The 15489-nt window shown below is 61.8% G+C and carries 15 protein-coding genes; 6 read left to right on the forward strand and 9 right to left on the reverse strand.

Features of this window, described 5'->3' with window-relative positions:
- Nucleotide 1: 1 nt before the first annotated feature.
- Together PQR67_RS34550 and PQR67_RS34555 are read right to left on the reverse strand one after the other, a co-directional pair.
- Complete coding sequence (locus PQR67_RS34550; protein WP_408467285.1) at nt 2–1231, reverse strand: alkaline phosphatase family protein; 1230 nt, start codon at nt 1229–1231, stop codon at nt 2–4.
- Nucleotides 1232–1389: 158 nt separating this feature from the next.
- Entirely contained in the window at nt 1390–2373 is a 984-nt protein-coding gene (locus PQR67_RS34555; protein ID WP_408467286.1) for a helix-turn-helix transcriptional regulator, read from the reverse strand.
- Nucleotides 2374–2475: 102 nt separating this feature from the next.
- On the opposite strand from PQR67_RS34555, the gene PQR67_RS34560 reads away from it, so the two are divergent.
- The 3 genes from PQR67_RS34560 (at nt 2476) to PQR67_RS34570 (ending at nt 4294) form a co-directional block, all read left to right on the forward strand.
- Nucleotides 2476–3126, forward strand: coding sequence for a glutathione S-transferase family protein (locus tag PQR67_RS34560; protein WP_408467287.1), 651 nt, complete (start codon nt 2476–2478; stop codon nt 3124–3126).
- Between the two features lie 195 nt (nt 3127–3321).
- Nucleotides 3322–3582 carry a DUF6723 family protein gene (locus PQR67_RS34565; protein WP_028198573.1) on the forward strand — a complete coding sequence of 87 codons (261 nt, stop codon included), beginning with the start codon at nt 3322–3324 and terminating at the stop codon, nt 3580–3582.
- Between the two features lie 118 nt (nt 3583–3700).
- Entirely contained in the window at nt 3701–4294 is a 594-nt protein-coding gene (locus PQR67_RS34570) for a hypothetical protein (RefSeq protein ID WP_408467288.1), read from the forward strand.
- Between the two features lie 786 nt (nt 4295–5080).
- Here the strand turns inward: PQR67_RS34570 and PQR67_RS34575 are convergent.
- Entirely contained in the window at nt 5081–6328 is a 1248-nt protein-coding gene (locus PQR67_RS34575) for an MFS transporter (RefSeq protein WP_408467289.1), read from the reverse strand.
- A gap of 107 nt (nt 6329–6435) precedes the next feature.
- Between PQR67_RS34575 and PQR67_RS34580 the strand changes: the two genes are divergently transcribed.
- On the forward strand, nt 6436–7317 hold the full coding sequence (locus tag PQR67_RS34580) for a LysR substrate-binding domain-containing protein (protein ID WP_408467290.1): 882 nt from the start codon (nt 6436–6438) through the stop codon (nt 7315–7317).
- 3 nt (nt 7318–7320) lie between these two features.
- Here the strand turns inward: PQR67_RS34580 and PQR67_RS34585 are convergent, their stop codons facing one another.
- The 6 genes from PQR67_RS34585 to PQR67_RS34610 all read right to left on the reverse strand — a co-directional run bounded on the left by PQR67_RS34585 (nt 7321) and on the right by PQR67_RS34610 (nt 13602).
- Complete coding sequence (locus PQR67_RS34585; RefSeq protein ID WP_408467291.1) at nt 7321–7749, reverse strand: hypothetical protein; 429 nt, start codon at nt 7747–7749, stop codon at nt 7321–7323.
- A 166-nt stretch (nt 7750–7915) separates the two neighbouring features.
- Nucleotides 7916–9733: a glutamine--fructose-6-phosphate transaminase (isomerizing) gene (gene glmS, locus PQR67_RS34590; RefSeq protein WP_408467292.1), complete on the reverse strand. Its 1818-nt coding sequence runs from the start codon at nt 9731–9733 to the stop codon at nt 7916–7918.
- A gap of 60 nt (nt 9734–9793) precedes the next feature.
- Nucleotides 9794–11155 (reverse strand): bifunctional UDP-N-acetylglucosamine diphosphorylase/glucosamine-1-phosphate N-acetyltransferase GlmU, encoded by a 1362-nt coding sequence (gene glmU / locus PQR67_RS34595; RefSeq protein WP_408467293.1) that lies wholly within the window; start codon nt 11153–11155, stop codon nt 9794–9796.
- Between the two features lie 134 nt (nt 11156–11289).
- A complete protein-coding gene (gene ttcA / locus PQR67_RS34600) occupies nt 11290–12288 on the reverse strand; it encodes a tRNA 2-thiocytidine(32) synthetase TtcA (RefSeq protein ID WP_408467294.1) in 999 nt (332 codons plus the stop codon).
- Nucleotides 12289–12290: 2 nt separating this feature from the next.
- Complete coding sequence (locus PQR67_RS34605) at nt 12291–12686, reverse strand: dihydroneopterin aldolase (RefSeq protein WP_408467295.1); 396 nt, start codon at nt 12684–12686, stop codon at nt 12291–12293.
- 97 nt (nt 12687–12783) lie between these two features.
- Nucleotides 12784–13602, reverse strand: coding sequence for an SDR family oxidoreductase (locus tag PQR67_RS34610; RefSeq protein ID WP_408467296.1), 819 nt, complete (start codon nt 13600–13602; stop codon nt 12784–12786).
- Nucleotides 13603–13615: 13 nt separating this feature from the next.
- Here PQR67_RS34610 and PQR67_RS34615 point away from each other — a divergent pair, with 13 nt between their 5' ends.
- Nucleotides 13616–14806, forward strand: coding sequence for a class I SAM-dependent methyltransferase (locus PQR67_RS34615; RefSeq protein ID WP_408467297.1), 1191 nt, complete (start codon nt 13616–13618; stop codon nt 14804–14806).
- A 22-nt stretch (nt 14807–14828) separates the two neighbouring features.
- Entirely contained in the window at nt 14829–15023 is a 195-nt protein-coding gene (locus PQR67_RS34620) for a DUF2905 domain-containing protein (protein WP_408467298.1), read from the forward strand.
- Nucleotides 15024–15489 lie beyond the last annotated feature (466 nt).

The raw sequence follows: 15489 nt of genomic DNA on the forward strand, positions 1-15489 counted from the left end.
CTTACAGGTTCGTGAAGATGTCGTTGCCGAACCCGGCCAGGCCGGCCTGCGCCGCATAGCCCAGATGATCCAGCTGGAAAATGTCTTCAATGCTCTTGAGCATCGAGTAGTGGTTGTACTGCACCGTCGACACCGTCCCCGGCTTGATGAACTTCGAAATCATCACCGCACCGGTCTGGTCGCCGCCAAAGCTCTGCTTGGTCAGGTTGATCGTCAGGCCCTTGTACGCCAGCGACGAAGTCTGCGGGAACGCCGGCAGATTCGGACCCGGCTGCTGGCTGCAGCAGGTTGAGCCGGCGAAGATCAGATCCTCGCCGGATGCCGATTGCGTGACGGTGGCGTAACTGCTTTCGTCGAAGTTGATGATCAACAGGCCGTCCTTCTGGAAGGCCGGCGAAGCGGTAATAAGCGGCACCCATTTCTGCAGGAACGTGTTCGCGCTCGTCAGTCCGCCCGGCTGGCCGTTCACGCACGGCGAATCGTGACCGTCGTCACACAGGTTTGGCGTAATCAGGTTGAAGTTGGCGGTGGTCGAGATCGACTGCAGATCGGTCGTGAGCCGGTTCAGATTCACGACGTTCTGGCCGCAGCCCGGCGAGTCGATGATCGAATGGAAATACATGAACGGGTTATGACGCGTCGCGTACTGATCGCCCAGCGGCACGGCCGCGCTCGGCGCTTCGGCCGATTGGGTCAGGTCCGTCGTGTTGAGCGTCGGGTGCCCGCAGGTCGTCGCTTCACGTGTCGGGTCGTTGCCCATGTCACCTTCGTAGCCCTTCCAGGTGTAGCCGGCAGCTGTCAACTGGTCCGGCAGCGTCTTGACACTGGCCGGGTACACGCAGCCCGAGCCGATCGCCTGACCGTCCTGCGTCATGCCGGTGAGCTTGTAGTCCTGATAGGTGATGCAGTCATTGTCCGTTTCCGGCGTCGGCGCCTGGCCGCTGAGCATCGAGATGTAGTTGTCGAGGCTGACGTGGCCCGTGCCGTAGTACTGCTGGACCATCGCGCCTTGCGAAGCCAGCGTCTGTGACAGATACGGCGCCTTGCTGTTCGCGCCGAAGGTAGTCGCATAGTTTTCGTTCTCGAGCGTGATGACGAAGACGTGCTGAATCTGCTGCTGCCCGGTCTGCTTGAGCGACGAGGACGACGAGCCGCACGCGGCGACGATCAGGCCAATTAAGGCCGCGCAAACGACCATGAAGAAAGCACGCAACCCGCTGCGCTGTGACATGTTTTGCCCTTGGGGATTAGAGTTTTATTCGCGGGCAAACTCTAGGCAGCACGTATGACGTCGACGTGAATCACGCCCCATGCCGGCAATATGCCGGTCATTCAACGCCACATATAAGGGTGGCTACGCCAGTTGCGGCCAGTTGCGAACGCGCGCGCTCATTGCATATAGCGGCGGTGCAAGGCTGCCGCCACTTCGGTGAAATGGGCCCGCAATTCGGCAGGCGCCAGCACCTCGGCCTCGATGCCGAAGCGCAGCAGTTCGGCGCAGGCCTGCCTGACTGAGCCGACCGGCAATGTGACCGTGCGCCAACCATCGGCCGGATCCGGCTCGCTGATTTTCGCGGCGGAGCGGGCGAATGGCGACGTAAAGACGTCGAGCATCTGCATGCCCCACGGCGACAGGCGCAGCGTTGCCTCGCTCGCATGCATCTCTTCAGACAGCCTCTGCGTGCTGTCTTGCCAGAAAGCGGCCAGATCGAAAGCGGATGGCCGCTCGAAAGTCTCATCGAGCGTGCTCAATTCGAGAATGCGCGAAATGCGATAGATGCGGTTGTCCATGCCGACACGCCCAACCACGTACCAGGCGCCGCTTTTCAGCACGATGCCGAGCGGTTCGATCCGACGAAATTTTTCGGCCTTCCAGCTCTGATACCGAATCTGCAGCGGATGCTGCTCCCACACCGCGCTAGCAATCACCGGCAGGTTCGCGGGCTGATCCGCGTCGGCGAACCAGGCCGGGGCGTCGAGGTGGAAACGCGAACGCATGCGCTCCGCGGTCGAGCGCAATTCGACCGGCAGCGCGGCCAGCAACTTGGTTTGCGCGCCGGCCATCACAGCGCCGAGACCGAGTGCCTGCACGGGACCGGGCAAGCCCGCGAGGAATAGCGCCTCGGCTTCCTGCGACGACAGGCCGTTCAGACGCGTGCGGTAGCCGTCGAGCAGACGATAGCCGCCTTCCGCGCCACGCTCGCTCTGAACGGGAACGCCCGCGGCACTCAAAGCGTCGATGTCGCGATAGATCGTGCGCAGCGAGACCGAACATTCGTCGGCGAGCGACTGCGCGGTCACGCGTCCGCGCGCCTGCAAGGTCATCAGGATGGAAAGAAGGCGGCTGGCTCTCATCCTGACAAGTTTAGCCATACCTGACACAAACTGACAGGTATGGGCGCTTAGCATGAGGCCATCCGGCGCCAGATGGGCGCTGGCTTTTCCTACAAAACACTCACCCAGAGGGCTCCCACCATGACCACCGACCGCACGATCACGCTGTTCCACTCACCGCAATGCCGCTCAGTCAGTGCACTCACGCTGCTCGAGGAACTCGGCGCCCCGTATCAGTTGAAGGTGTTGAACATGAAGGCCGGTGAGCAGCGCAAGGCGCCGTATCTGGCGATCAATCCGCTCGGCAAAGTGCCGGCGATCCTTCACGGCGATGCGCTGGTCACCGAACAGGTCGCCATCTTTATCTATCTGGCCGACCTGTTTCCCGAAGCGGGCCTCGCGCCCGCGCTCGACGATCCGTCACGCGGGCCGTATCTGCGTTGGCTGGTCTACTACGCGGCATGTTACGAACCGGGGCTGGTCGACAAGGCGATGAAGCGCGAACCGGCGCCGCCCTCCACCTCGCCGTACGGCGATTTCGATTCGATGCTCGGGACCGTGACAAGCCAGTTGCAGACGTCGCCCTATCTGCTCGGGGACAAGATCTCGGCTGCGGATATCTTGTGGGGTATCGCGCTGCACTGGGGGATGATGTTCAAGCTCGTGCCTGAGACGCCGGTCGCGCTTGAGTATGTCAAGCGCATCTGCTCGCGGCCGAGCTTCGTGAAAGTGAATGAGCGGGATATCGCGCTCGCGGCCGAGCATGAGGCGGCGCTCAAAGCCGCCGGGTAATGCCGGCTGCCGGACCTCCCTTTGCGGTCCAACCTGCGCAATGCAGGCAACGGCCGGCTGGCTGATCGGGAATCCGGTTCAATGCGCCGGGATTTGAGACAATGGGGGCCGCCGGTGAATGTCTTCCCGGGACAACCGGGCGCGCCTCGACCCTCCAGCGGGTGCCGGCCCATTGAACAAGAGATGTTTTCAGGTATGAGCAAGACCGCATTCATTCCCAGCGTCCCCGCAACGTCGGAGGACGACTTTGAAGTGTCGGCGACGTCGAAACTGGCCGGCTACCGGCGCTTTTTCGGCGTGCTGAAAGTGGTTCGAACCACCGATGGCCGTGTGCTGTTCCCCTTCGACGGTGCGCCGGAACTCGGCCCGTACGCGACCAAGCTGGAAGCGATCGCGGCGGCGCAGGTGTATGGCGAGCATATCGTGACCAGCGACCTGGCGCGGCCGGAGTTGTAAGCACGGGGGGCGTGGCTGGCTTCAGGTCGTTTCGGTTGTTGAGGTGGATCGCTCAACTTCGTCATTCAAGTTCGTCACCCCTGTTTGTCGTTTGAGGTGGTCACTTCGGGAGCAACGGATGACTCGTCTGCGCAACGCGTGCTCATCGGTCGCGATTGTATGGAGTGCGGCTGTACTGATAACGGCCGCTTTCAGTCAGTCCACCCTCGCTCAGGAAACCCGCGCCTATGCCAGTCAAACGGCGCTCGGCAAAGCCGAGGTCGTGCACGCCCAGGTCCATGTCGTAGCGATTCATCCCGCCACCAACAGCGTCACGCTGCGTGGCCCGTACGGCCATCTGGCGGATGTCGACGTCAATCCCCAATTGGCCGATGTCAGAAAGCTACGCGTCGGCGACAAGCTGAACGTTGCATACCAGCAAGCACTGCTGCTTCACGTCGACAAAGTGACGACGCCGGGTGTTCGTGAACGCGTCGAAACGACAGTGGCAATACCGGCTTCAGCGGGATATGCGTCATCGGCACATCGGGTGCAGATTGTCGCGACCGTGTTGAAGATCAACCGCAAGAGCCGGATGGTGACGCTGCGTGGGCCGAAGCATCAGCAGGTGCTGAGGGCGGCGGCGAGCATTCCGCTCAATGAGTTGAAAGTCGGCGACAGCGTGCGGGCGGAGTTCGTTTCGGCAGCCGCGGTGGAGGTGGTGAGGGAGTGAGGGAGTGAGGGAGTGAGGCGTGCTGTCGAGGTCGTCGCAGGAACCATCGCGCTATTCCTGACGTGCATTGAGGGTTGAGCCAGGTACGGTTTACCAGCGATGCGGAGAAAGCCGGGCTTAAGAGCGGGCGCAGGAGCGCGCTCTCGAAAAGCGCGAACCTATTCGTGCAGGCACAATGACAAATCGCGGCCAGGTTTTTGAAGTCCGCTTACCATTGCCAGAAGTTCGAACCATCAACGGGATGCAGTTCATCGATATCTCCCGGCTCTACGGCTCTCACGCAAACAGCCGATTCGTCAACGGTCAATACGCCGGCCGCCAGACTATTGGATGCTTGCGGCTCTGACAGACATCATCCACACACCCGCCAAATGGACCTCTGGATTCAACCTTGTGCGCAGTGCGCCGACCTCTACGGGAAGTCGGCGGCCGAGCTTCCGCACCCTCACCTCACGCTCAGCGGCGTCGGCGCGGTGAAGGACGCTCGAGTAGAAGAGCACTACACCTGTGTTCGGTGCCGTGCGGTGTTTGCACGAATACTTGCCGGACCGCCGACGCGGCAAATCTGGCTGCTACTGAATGCCGGCCAGCATTAACGCAACCGCTTGCTCGAACTCATCAGAAAAAAAGGAACTCAGCGGCGGGAATTCCTCAAACATGGAAGCACCGTAAAACCGCCCGCGAATGTTCGCGACAAGGACAAGCCCTGAGCCGACCGTACGGGGTGGCACACCGAAGGTGCGCTGAAGCAGCCAACCGATCCAGCCGCCCCTATCTGAGGCGTGTCTACTGCGGCTCGACCGCGTACGCTTGAATGCCCTTTCGTCGGCCAGGTGCAAAGTACCAAAGTGCGCCGGCGCACTGAATGATGATGAGGCCGGCCCATACGACTTGATGCGCGATGGCCGGGTAATGCCCCTGGTCAGCGGCCCAGTGACCAAGCGCCGCGCCAATCGCGATTTGTGCCGCAAAGATTCCGACGAAGATGACTAACGTGAAGGTCGTGTTGACGCGACCAAGCAGACGCGCGGGAAAATGCTCGGCCAATACCGCATAGGTCAGAATGCCGGTGCCTCCCAACGCCCCATAGGCAGCCCACAAAAGCGGCTCAGGAAGCGGAACCCGCGCGGCGAGCATTGCCTGGACGATGACGAATAGCGCCATGGTGACGCCCGAAAAGGTCTGCACACGAACGCCACGCCGCTCGAATGCCCGGGCAAGTGCACCGAAACAGATGTTGCCAACGATAAAAGCGCCCCCGAGCACCGAGATGAGTGCACCCACCCGTGCCGTGTCGCTCGCGGCGCCGACAGGAGCGAGGTCGCGCAGAAACGCACCGACCCACAGTGACTGCATTGAATAAAACACGGCCTGAGTGAGCGCGGAAAACGTCGCGACTTTCCAGAAGGCGTGGCTGCGAAGAATATGGAGCGTGCCCTTCAGCTGGTCCAGCACGGTCGCGCGAGTGGCATTCGCGCCGCCGGCGGGTGCGCCAACCCAGATGATTGCGGCGACACATGCCGTCAATGCGGCGAGCCCGAGACTCACCGTTCGCCACGGCGCGAACGTCAACAGGAAGGTAAGCGGTGCGCCGACCGCCACGCCGCCGAGACCTCCGACCGCCATCACAAGACCATTGACGAGCGTGAGCTGAGCAACGGGAAAATGTTGCGCCGTGGCCTTGAATGCACCGCCGAGACACACAGAGGCGCCTACGCCAATGAGCAGGCGCCCGATCATCATGCCGGTCATGCTATGGGAAAGCGCGAAAATCAATGCCCCCGCTGCCGCGAACAACAGAACAGACGCCGTGACCCGCCGTGCGCCGTAATGATCGAGCAGAACGCCTGCCGGAATTTGCGCGCCGGCAAAGCCGAGAAAATAAACGCTCGTCAGTGTTCCGAGGTCGGTCCCGGTGAGCCCCATCTCGCGGGATAAAAACGGGGCAAAGCCGAGATTGACACCTCGAAAAAGGTAGGAAATGAAGTAGCCGAGCGCGAACACGGCGAAAACGCGCAACCTGGTGGCGGTCATGATGCAGTCAAACCCGGAGACAAACGCTGGGTTATCGATTATTCGCGATGACAGGGCGTCGAGCCAGCGAGAGATTTGCGACGCAATTGTGAGTAGAATTTGACGTCATGCCACGCGATATTCCACCTCTGCAGGCGCTACGAGCGCTCGAAGCCGCCGCCCGACGTCGCAGCTTCAGCCGTGCCGCCGAAGAATTACATTTGACGCATAGCGCCATCAGCCATCATCTGCGTGCGCTCGAAGCCGAACTGGGTGTCGAGTTGTTCAAGCGCGTGGGCTCGCAAATGATTCCCACCGCCGCTGGTGCCCAGCTAGCCGACCGCGTTCGCCGCAGCCTGGACGATTTGCGGGATGCGCTTCAGGCCACCCGCCCCGGCGTCAACAGCGTGACGCGACTCGAGTTAAGCGTCATGTCCGACTTCGCTTCGGTCTGGCTGATTCCACGCCTGGGTGACTTCTATGAGCGTTATCCGAACGTAGACCTGTCACTGCACATGCATGCGGACGTGTCCCCGCCCGACCCGTATCCTTTCGACATCGGAATATGGCACCGCCGCGTCGAAGAGCCCGGGTTCCAGATTCGCAAGCTCCTGGATGACCAGGTGGTCGCCGTATGCAGCCCGGCGTTGCTAGCCAGATACCCGGACTTTCGTCTGGAGCAGCTTGCCGACATGCCTCTTCTGCGTTTCTCGCGCCGAGGCTGGCGGGACTTTTTCGAAGCCGCAGGAATTCAGGGGTCGGAACCGGTGCGCGGACCCATTTTCGACGACCCCGGCCTGCTTCTGCACGCAACCGTCGCCGGTCAAGGCGTAGCGACGGCTCGTCTTCAGATGGCTCGGGATTTCATTGACCGCGGTGAACTGGTCCGATTGGGACAGGTGCAGATTCCGGCGTCGCTCGACTACTTCTTCACCTGGCGCGACGGTCATCCTAGAGAAGACACCATTGGCCAGTTCTACCGTTGGGTGAAATCCAGGCTGGCGAAGTAAGCGTTACGATCTTGGCTCGGGCCAGGGCCAACCTTTCTTTTCGGCACGCGCGGCTTTTCTGATTGCCGGCAGCCCCACTCCGAACCACGTCACCTTTTTCTGCAATTGCGCGGCGTAGGCTGCCCAGCCTTTCGGGTTGCCGGCAAAGAGTTCGCGCTGAACAGACGACGCCAGCGCCTCCTGGTTGAGCTCTCCCTCAAGCAGCTCCTTTGGCCACAGGAAGAACGCGCTGGCGACGCACGCGGTAAATTCGGCCACTGTCATTTCTGGCGCTAGCGCCCGGAGAAACTCGAAGCGTTGCAAGGAAGCGTCGTGTTGCACGAGGTGCGCCACCAATGCGGCAGGTTTGTCCGCCGTGACTAAGGAATTCAAGGCATCGAGCACATCGCCGAGATGGAGCAGCAGTTCTCGTCTATCAAATCGGTCGTCCATTGCAGTAGGTCCGTTCATTTCTTCCACAGATGGAGATGCTCTGTTTTGTGAGGCGGCATACTTCGCCCACCTGCCTCACGTTCGATGCATCCCTAACCAGTAATTCGACAAAAGAAGACCTGCAAGAAGCCCATCCTGGAACACTGGCACCACAACTGCCTCAACCTCACTCCACCGTCACCGACTTCGCCAAATTCCGTGGCTTATCCACATCCGTCCCACGCGCGCAAGCCGTGTGATACGCCAGCAACTGCAGCGGCACCACGTGCAGAATCGGTGACAGCAAGCCGTAGTGTTCCGGCATCCGGATCACGTGCAACCCTTCGTCGTTCACGATCTTCGTATCCGCGTCCGCGAACACGTAAAGCTCACCGCCGCGCGCGCGCACTTCCTGAATATTCGACTTCAGCTTCTCCAGCAGCGCGTCATTCGGCGCCACCGTCACCACCGGCATCGCTTCGGTCACGAGCGCCAGCGGCCCGTGCTTCAACTCACCGGCGGGATACGCTTCCGCATGGATATAGGAAATCTCTTTGAGCTTTAGCGCGCCCTCGAGCGCGATCGGGTAATGCAGCCCGCGCCCGAGGAACAATGCATGTTCCTTGCGCGAAAACTCTTCCGACCACGCGATGATCTGCGGCTCCAGCGCGAGCACGCTATTCAACGCCGCCGGCAAGTGGCGCAACTGTTTCAGATACCCGGCTTCCTGCTCCGCGCTCAGTTGCCCGCGCAGCTTCCCAAGGGTCGCGGCCAGCACGAACAGCGCAACCAGTTGCGTCGTGAATGCCTTCGTCGACGCCACGCCGATCTCGCGACCCGCATGGGTCAGGAACGACAACGCCGTTTGGCGCACCATCGCGCTCGTGCCGACATTGCACACCGACAGCGTATGTTTATGCCCCAGCGACTGCGCGTGCTTGAGTGCCGCCAGGGTGTCCGCCGTTTCGCCTGACTGCGAGATCACCACCACCAGCGACTTCGGATTCGGCACCGACTCCCGGTAGCGATACTCGCTGGCAATTTCCACCTGGGTCGGGATCTTCGCGACCGACTCGAGCCAGTACTTCGCGGTCAGCCCCGAGTAGTAGCTCGTGCCGCACGCCAGAATCAACAGATTGTCGATGTCCGCGAACACCTTGTCGGCACCCTCGCCGAATAGCGACGCGTCGAACGAATCGGCTTGCGGGATCGTGTCGGTAATCGCACGCGGTTGCTCGAAAATTTCCTTCTGCATGAAGTGACGATACGGGCCGAGTTCGACCGCGCCGCCATAGGCCGCGACCTGGCGCACTTCGCGCGGTGTTTCGTAGCCGTCACGATCGGCGATCCGCACACCCTCGAGCGACAGTTCGCAGACGTCGCCTTCTTCGAGGAAGATGAAGCGCTCGGTGCTGCCGGCAAGCGCCAGCGCATCCGAAGCGAGGAAGTTTTCACCGTTGCCGAGCCCGACCACCAGCGGCGAACCTTGGCGCGCGCCGACCACCGTATGCGGCTGATCCTTGTGCAGCACGGCGATCGCGTACGCGCCGTGCAAGTGCCCGACCGTTTCACGCACCGCGGCGAACAGGTCGCCGCGATACAGGCTGTGAATCAGGTGAGCAATAACCTCTGTATCGGTCTGCGAGACAAACGTGTAACCCTTTCCCCGCAGCATTTCACGCAGTGATTCGTAGTTCTCTATGATGCCGTTGTGTACCAACGCGAGCGCATCTTTCGAGAAGATCGGGTGAGCGTTGTCGGTCACCGGCGCGCCGTGCGTCGCCCAGCGCGTATGCGCGATACCCGTGATGCCTTCAAGGTGGCTTTCGTGCACCTGCTCGTCCAGATCGGCCACGCGCGCGACGCTGCGAGCACGGCGCGGCCCGCTGTCGGAGAGAACGGCCACGCCGCAGGAATCGTAGCCGCGATACTCGAGGCGACGCAGTCCTTCGATCAGGACGGGAACGATATTACGTTGCGCAACCGCACCAACAATCCCACACATGGCTTATTCCTTTTCAGTGAAGGGTTTCAGGGAGCGCGCTCCGCGCGCGCGTCACGCCCATCAACTTTTCTTCTTGACCGGGCGTACGTAGCCCGGCTTGCTTGTTTGAGTCTTGTCGTTCAGCACCAGCATGCCTTCTTCGACATCCTTCCAGACCGTTGTGCCCGCCGCGATCGTCACGCCGCGCTTCACGCGCACGGGCGCCACGAGTTGCGTATCGGAGCCGACAAACACGTCGTCTTCGATGATCGTGCGGAATTTGTTCGCGCCGTCGTAGTTGCAGGTGATGGTACCCGCACCGATATTCACGCGCGCGCCGATATCCGCGTCGCCGATATACGTCAGATGGTTCGCCTTCGAGCCATGACCGAGCACCGCGTTCTTCACTTCGACGAAGTTGCCGACGTGCGATTCGTCCTGCAACGACGCGCCCGGGCGCAGCCGCGCATAGGGGCCGAGCACGACGTTCGCACCGACCTCGGCGCCTTCGATGTGCGTGAACGCGTCGATACGCGTACCGGCGCCGATCGTCGCGTTACGGATCACGCAGTTCGGCCCGACGCTCACGTTGTCGGCCAGCGTGACGCGGCCCTCGAAGACGCAGTTCACGTCGATCGACACGTCGCGGCCGCATTCGAGCGTGCCGCGCACGTCGAGGCGGGCCGGGTCGGCCAGCGTCACGCCCGCGACCAGCAGCGCCTCGGCGACATTGCCCTGATAAATCCGTTCGAGTTCGGCGAGCTGCTGCTTGCTGTTCACGCCAAGCGTTTCCCACTCTTCGTCAGGCTGGGTAGTGACGACTTCGAGGCCCGCCTCGATCGCCATTTCGACCGCGTCGGTCAGGTAAAACTCGCCTTGCGCGTTATCGTTCTTCAGCGCCGCGAGCCAGCCGCCAAGGCGCCCGGTCGGCGCGACGATGATGCCGGTGTTGATTTCGGCGATCTTAAGCTGCTCGGGCGTTGCGTCTTTCTGTTCGACGATGCGCGACACTTTGCCGTGCTGATCGCGCACGATGCGGCCATAGCCGCTCGGATCGGCGAGCGTGACGGTGAGCACGCCGTAGCCGCCCTGACCCGCGCGCTCGGTCAGCGCCTGCAGCGTGCTGGCGCGTGTGAGCGGCACATCGCCGTACAGCACCAGCGTGGGTTGGGACGGATCGAGCAGGGGCAGCGCCTGTTGCACCGCGTGGCCCGTGCCGAGCTGCTGCTCCTGGGCAGCGAACTGGACGTCCGGCGCCGCTACCGCTTGACGCACGGCTTCGGCGCCATGACCGACCACCACGACCAGACGCGTGGGCTTGAGCACACGGGCGGTGTCGATGACATGAGCGAGGAGCGGCCGGCCGGCCAGGGGATGGAGCACCTTGGGAAGCGCGGACCGCATGCGCTTACCGGTGCCTGCCGCCAAAATCACGATGTTCATGGCGTCGGCAATCAGACGAGTTTGGAGCCGACGATTCTATCATGCAGGCCATGACGACAAAGGCCGCTCACGCGGCCTCATTACCCTGCTGATTCACCCGGAAACCTTTGATTTCCGGGCACTTCACGGCTTGCTCACAGATCGTCGAACTGCACGATCGAGATCGGCTTCGATCCGTTGAACGTTGCGCCTTCGCCGGCATCGGTCGAACACGGCTCTTCGTCGAAGGCGATATCGCCTTGCGGATCGGCCTCGCCGCTTGCGCGCAGGCCGGCGAACGGGAACAGCTTGTGATCCATCAGGTGCGACGGCACGACGTTCGATAACGCATTGAACATATTCTCGACACGGCCCGGGAAGCGCTTCTCCCAATCGCGAATCAGCGCCTTCATTTCAGCGCGTTTCAGGTTCGGCTGGCTGCCGCACAGGTTGCAAGGAATGATCGGAAATTCGCGCAGCTCAGCGTATTTTTCCAGATCCGTTTCCTTCACGTAGGCGAGCGGGCGGATCACGACATTCTTGCCATCGTCCGATTGCAGCTTGGGCGGCATGCCCTTCAGCTTGCCGCCATAGAACATGTTCAGCAGCAGCGTTTGCAGGATGTCGTCGCGATGATGGCCGAGCGCGATCTTGGTCGCGCCAAGTTCGCCCGCCACGCGATACAGAATGCCGCGACGCAGCCGCGAGCACAGCGAGCAGGTGGTCTTGCCCTCCGGCACCAGGCGCTTGACGATGCTGTAGGTATCCTGGTTCTCGATATGGAACGGAATGTCGAGCTGCTTCAGGTACTCAGGCAGCACGTGTTCCGGAAACCCCGGCTGTTTCTGATCGAGGTTCACCGCGACGAGGTCGAAGTTGATCGGCGCGCGTTCGCGCAGCCGCATCAGGATTTCGAGCATCGCATAGCTGTCCTTGCCGCCCGACAGGCAGACCATCACCTTGTCGCCGTCCTCGATCATGTTGAAATCGACGACGGCCTCGCCGACCTGGCGCGCGAGCCGCTTGAACAGCTTATTGTTCTCGTAGGCTTCTTTCTGCTCGCGGCGCGTGAGCGGCGTTTTACCGGCGGGGATGTGCGCGGCCTGGGGCGCCTCAGGGGCCGCGGTGCCGTTCAGGATTTCCTGAGCGTTCATGCTCAATCCCCTTTGATACGGAAGACTTCAACGCCCACCGCGTCGCAGTCTGGGTACACGTCCGGCTTTTCGGTCGACACGCACACCGCGCGGACCTGCGGATGATCGAGCAGCGCCTCGACGAGGTCGTCGCAGAGGGTTTCCTGCAGGTGAATATGACCTTGTTCGACACGGCGCGCGATGGTCGAGCGCATGAAGTCGTAATCCACAACTTCGTGCAATTTGTCCTGAACCGGCGTGGACAGCGCGAGCGGCACAAACAGTTCGACGTTGATCACGACGCGCTGTTCGCCGCGCTTTTCGAAATCGTGCACGCCGATGTTGATGTGCACTTCGTAGTTGCGCAGAAAGAGCCGGCGGCAATCGGCGAGCCGGGGATGCGAAAGAGCGGCAAACATGTTCGTTCCAGTCGAAAAAAGCGTGCGGGGCACGCAAAGGGACGCGGCAACACGCGAACGGCCGCCGGCTTGAGCCGGCAACCAGCACGCATGCTGTTCAGGCGCCCGTCAAAAACATTACGTCGCGCGGCAGCGGCACAAGGTGCTGCCCGCCGTCGACTACCAGCGTCGTTCCGGTGACGCCCGCTGCATCGGCGAGATACAGCGCGGCGGCGACAATATCCTCCGGCCGCGACGCGCGGCCCAAAGGCGTAGTACGGTGAGCGGCTTCAAAATCCGCCGGCGTTTGGTCGCCGGACTGCATTGTCAGACCGGGGGCGAGCCCGACCACACGCACTTTCGGCGCCAACGCCTGCGCCAGAGCAACCGTCGCTGTCTGCAACGCTGCTTTTGACAGCGTGTAGGACAGGTAGTCCGGATTCATGTTGTACAGCTTCTGGTCCAGCACGTTGATGACCACGCCGCGCTGGCTTTCATCGGTGCGCGCGGTTTCCGGCGTGGTCTCGAACAGCATGCGCGCCAGCACGAGCGGTGCGCCGAGATTCATCGCGGTGAGCTTCAGCAGCAGGTCGTAACCGACGTTAAGCGCGGTGTCTTCCTCGAAGCGAGACGCGTTGTTCACAATACACGACGGGCGGCCCAGCGCGGCCGTACAGGCGGGCAAAAGCTGCTCGACCTGGGCCTCGTCGCCCAATTCCGCGTGCAAAGCCACCGCCCGGCGGCCCAAGGCGACGATTTCCGCGACCACCTGGTCGGCCTCCTCGCGCGACGCGCCGTAATGGACCGCCACGTCCCAGCCACGCGCGGCAAAGCCGAGCGCGAGCGAGCGCCCGATGCGGCGGGCGGCGCCGGTAATCAGCACGACGCGCGGCGTTTCGGGCACGCGGGCGGCGGCGGTATCCAGAGAAGCGGTCATTTACAATGCGGGAATGAATCCGAAAGCTCACCAACCCGACAGTTTACCTGCTCCCGGCCCGAGCGCGCTTGCGCAGTCCGAAGCGCTGGTCGCGCAACTCCGCGCGGAACTCGAAGCAGCAGGCGGCTGGCTGCCGTTCGACCGCTACATGGAGCGCGCGCTTTACGCGCCGGGACTCGGCTATTACAGCGGTGGCGCCCGCAAATTCGGCTTGCGCGGCGACGACGGCAGCGACTTCGTGACGGCGCCGGAAATGTCGCCGCTATTTGCGACAACGCTGGCGCGCCCGATCGCCGAGGCCTTGCAGGCAAGCGGCACGCGCGACGTGATGGAATTTGGCGCCGGCACGGGCAAACTCGCCGCCGGTTTGCTGAACGCGCTCGACGCGCTGGGCGTTGAATTCGACAGCTATTCGATCGTGGATTTGTCAGGTGAATTGCGCGAGCGCCAACGCGAGACGATCGAAGCCGCAGCGCCGGCGCTGGCCAGTAAGGTACGCTGGCTGGACGCATTGCCGGAGAGGTTCGAAGGCGTGGTCATCGGCAACGAGGTGTTGGACGCGATGCCTGTGCGGCTCTTCGCCTTTAGCGGCGGCGCGTGGCACGAACGCGGCGTGGTGTGGCGCGATGAGGTCTTTGCGTTCGACGACCGTCCGGTGTCGGCGCCGGCGGACATTGCCTTTCTGGCGCAGATCGAAACGGCTGGCGACGACTACGTTACCGAAACACACGAGGCCGCCATTGCATTCACGCGGACCATTTGCACGATGCTCGCGCGCGGCGCGGCGTTCTTTATCGATTACGGTTTTCCGCGTCACGAGTATTACCATGAGCAGCGCGCGCAGGGCACGTTGATGTGCCATTACCGGCACCGCGCGCATGGCGACCCGTTTGTTTATCCGGGCTTGCAGGACATTACGGCGCACGTGGAGTTTACCGGCATCGCTGAAGCCGGCGTTGAGGCTGGCGCGGACTTACTGGGCTTCACTTCTCAGGCGCGATTTTTGTTGAACGCCGGGATTACCGAAGCGTTATCGGCGCTCGATCCAGCAGACACGGCGAGGTTTTTGCCAGCGGCGAATGCGGTGCAAAAGTTGTTGTCCGAGGCGGAGATGGGCGAACTGTTCAAGGTGATCGCGTTTTCACGTGGACTGGATGACACGTTGCAGGCGTTTTCCGGCGGTGACCGGTCACATACGCTGTGATTTTTTGCCTTAGGGATTTGTGATGATCCGCTGGCTGTTGACTACTTTTATTGCGGTGGCGGTGTTGTCGGCCTGCTGGCCGTGGCTCAGGAAGATTGGGATTGGGCGGATGCCTGGGGATGTCACGTTGCGGCTCTTTGGGCGGGAGTATCCGTTTCCGTTTATGTCGACGCTTGTGCTTTCTATGGTTTTGTCGCTGATTGCGAGGGTTTTGTAGGTTTGGTTTTTTCGTTGTTCTGGCTTGTCTGTGTGCCTGCGGTGTTGGCCTTTCCTTGCTTTCTTATCGGTTTATTAGCGTTCCCCCTGTGCGGGGGGCACTTACTTTCTTTGCCGCCGCAAAGAAAGATAAGCAAAGAAAGCGGCTCACACCGCCAGCTCATAAGCGGGTCCCTCGCGCAGTTACGGTAGTGGTGCATCTGGAATCCGTGTCCTTGCACCTTTTACGTACGTGACAAAGGGCTCATCCGCTCCCACTCCGCACTGCGTGCGTCGCGGACGGGTCTGCATGGGAAACTAAGGATACGCTTTGCATAACTGATTGTTTTATGGAATGAGTGTCGGCGCGCGCAGCGCCGCCGGAAGAATGACTGCTGTGTCACTGACGCGAAGTGTGCGAGAGCACGGATTCCAGATGCACCACTACCGTGGCTGTGCGGGGGACCCGCTTATAAGCTGGCGGTGTG

It is taken from the genome of Paraburkholderia fungorum (genome assembly GCF_046026025.1).
Classification (GTDB): Bacteria; Pseudomonadota; Gammaproteobacteria; order Burkholderiales; family Burkholderiaceae; genus Paraburkholderia; species Paraburkholderia fungorum_E.

Excerpts from the sequence above, each read along its gene's own strand:
- PQR67_RS34550 (WP_408467285.1), bottom strand. The coding sequence starts at position 1,231 with ATGTCACAGCGCAGCGGGTTGCGTGCTTTCTTCATGGTCGTTTGCGCG.
- PQR67_RS34555 (WP_408467286.1), bottom strand. The coding sequence starts at position 2,373 with ATGGCTAAACTTGTCAGGATGAGAGCCAGCCGCCTTCTTTCCATCCTG.
- PQR67_RS34560 (WP_408467287.1), top strand. The coding sequence starts at position 2,476 with ATGACCACCGACCGCACGATCACGCTGTTCCACTCACCGCAATGCCGC.
- PQR67_RS34565 (WP_028198573.1), top strand. The coding sequence starts at position 3,322 with ATGAGCAAGACCGCATTCATTCCCAGCGTCCCCGCAACGTCGGAGGAC.
- PQR67_RS34570 (WP_408467288.1), top strand. The coding sequence starts at position 3,701 with ATGACTCGTCTGCGCAACGCGTGCTCATCGGTCGCGATTGTATGGAGT.
- PQR67_RS34575 (WP_408467289.1), bottom strand. The coding sequence starts at position 6,328 with ATGACCGCCACCAGGTTGCGCGTTTTCGCCGTGTTCGCGCTCGGCTAC.
- PQR67_RS34580 (WP_408467290.1), top strand. The coding sequence starts at position 6,436 with ATGCCACGCGATATTCCACCTCTGCAGGCGCTACGAGCGCTCGAAGCC.
- PQR67_RS34585 (WP_408467291.1), bottom strand. The coding sequence starts at position 7,749 with ATGGACGACCGATTTGATAGACGAGAACTGCTGCTCCATCTCGGCGAT.
- glmS (WP_408467292.1), bottom strand. The coding sequence starts at position 9,733 with ATGTGTGGGATTGTTGGTGCGGTTGCGCAACGTAATATCGTTCCCGTC.
- glmU (WP_408467293.1), bottom strand. The coding sequence starts at position 11,155 with ATGAACATCGTGATTTTGGCGGCAGGCACCGGTAAGCGCATGCGGTCC.
- ttcA (WP_408467294.1), bottom strand. The coding sequence starts at position 12,288 with ATGAACGCTCAGGAAATCCTGAACGGCACCGCGGCCCCTGAGGCGCCC.
- PQR67_RS34605 (WP_408467295.1), bottom strand. The coding sequence starts at position 12,686 with ATGTTTGCCGCTCTTTCGCATCCCCGGCTCGCCGATTGCCGCCGGCTC.
- PQR67_RS34610 (WP_408467296.1), bottom strand. The coding sequence starts at position 13,602 with ATGACCGCTTCTCTGGATACCGCCGCCGCCCGCGTGCCCGAAACGCCG.
- PQR67_RS34615 (WP_408467297.1), top strand. The coding sequence starts at position 13,616 with ATGAATCCGAAAGCTCACCAACCCGACAGTTTACCTGCTCCCGGCCCG.
- PQR67_RS34620 (WP_408467298.1), top strand. The coding sequence starts at position 14,829 with ATGATCCGCTGGCTGTTGACTACTTTTATTGCGGTGGCGGTGTTGTCG.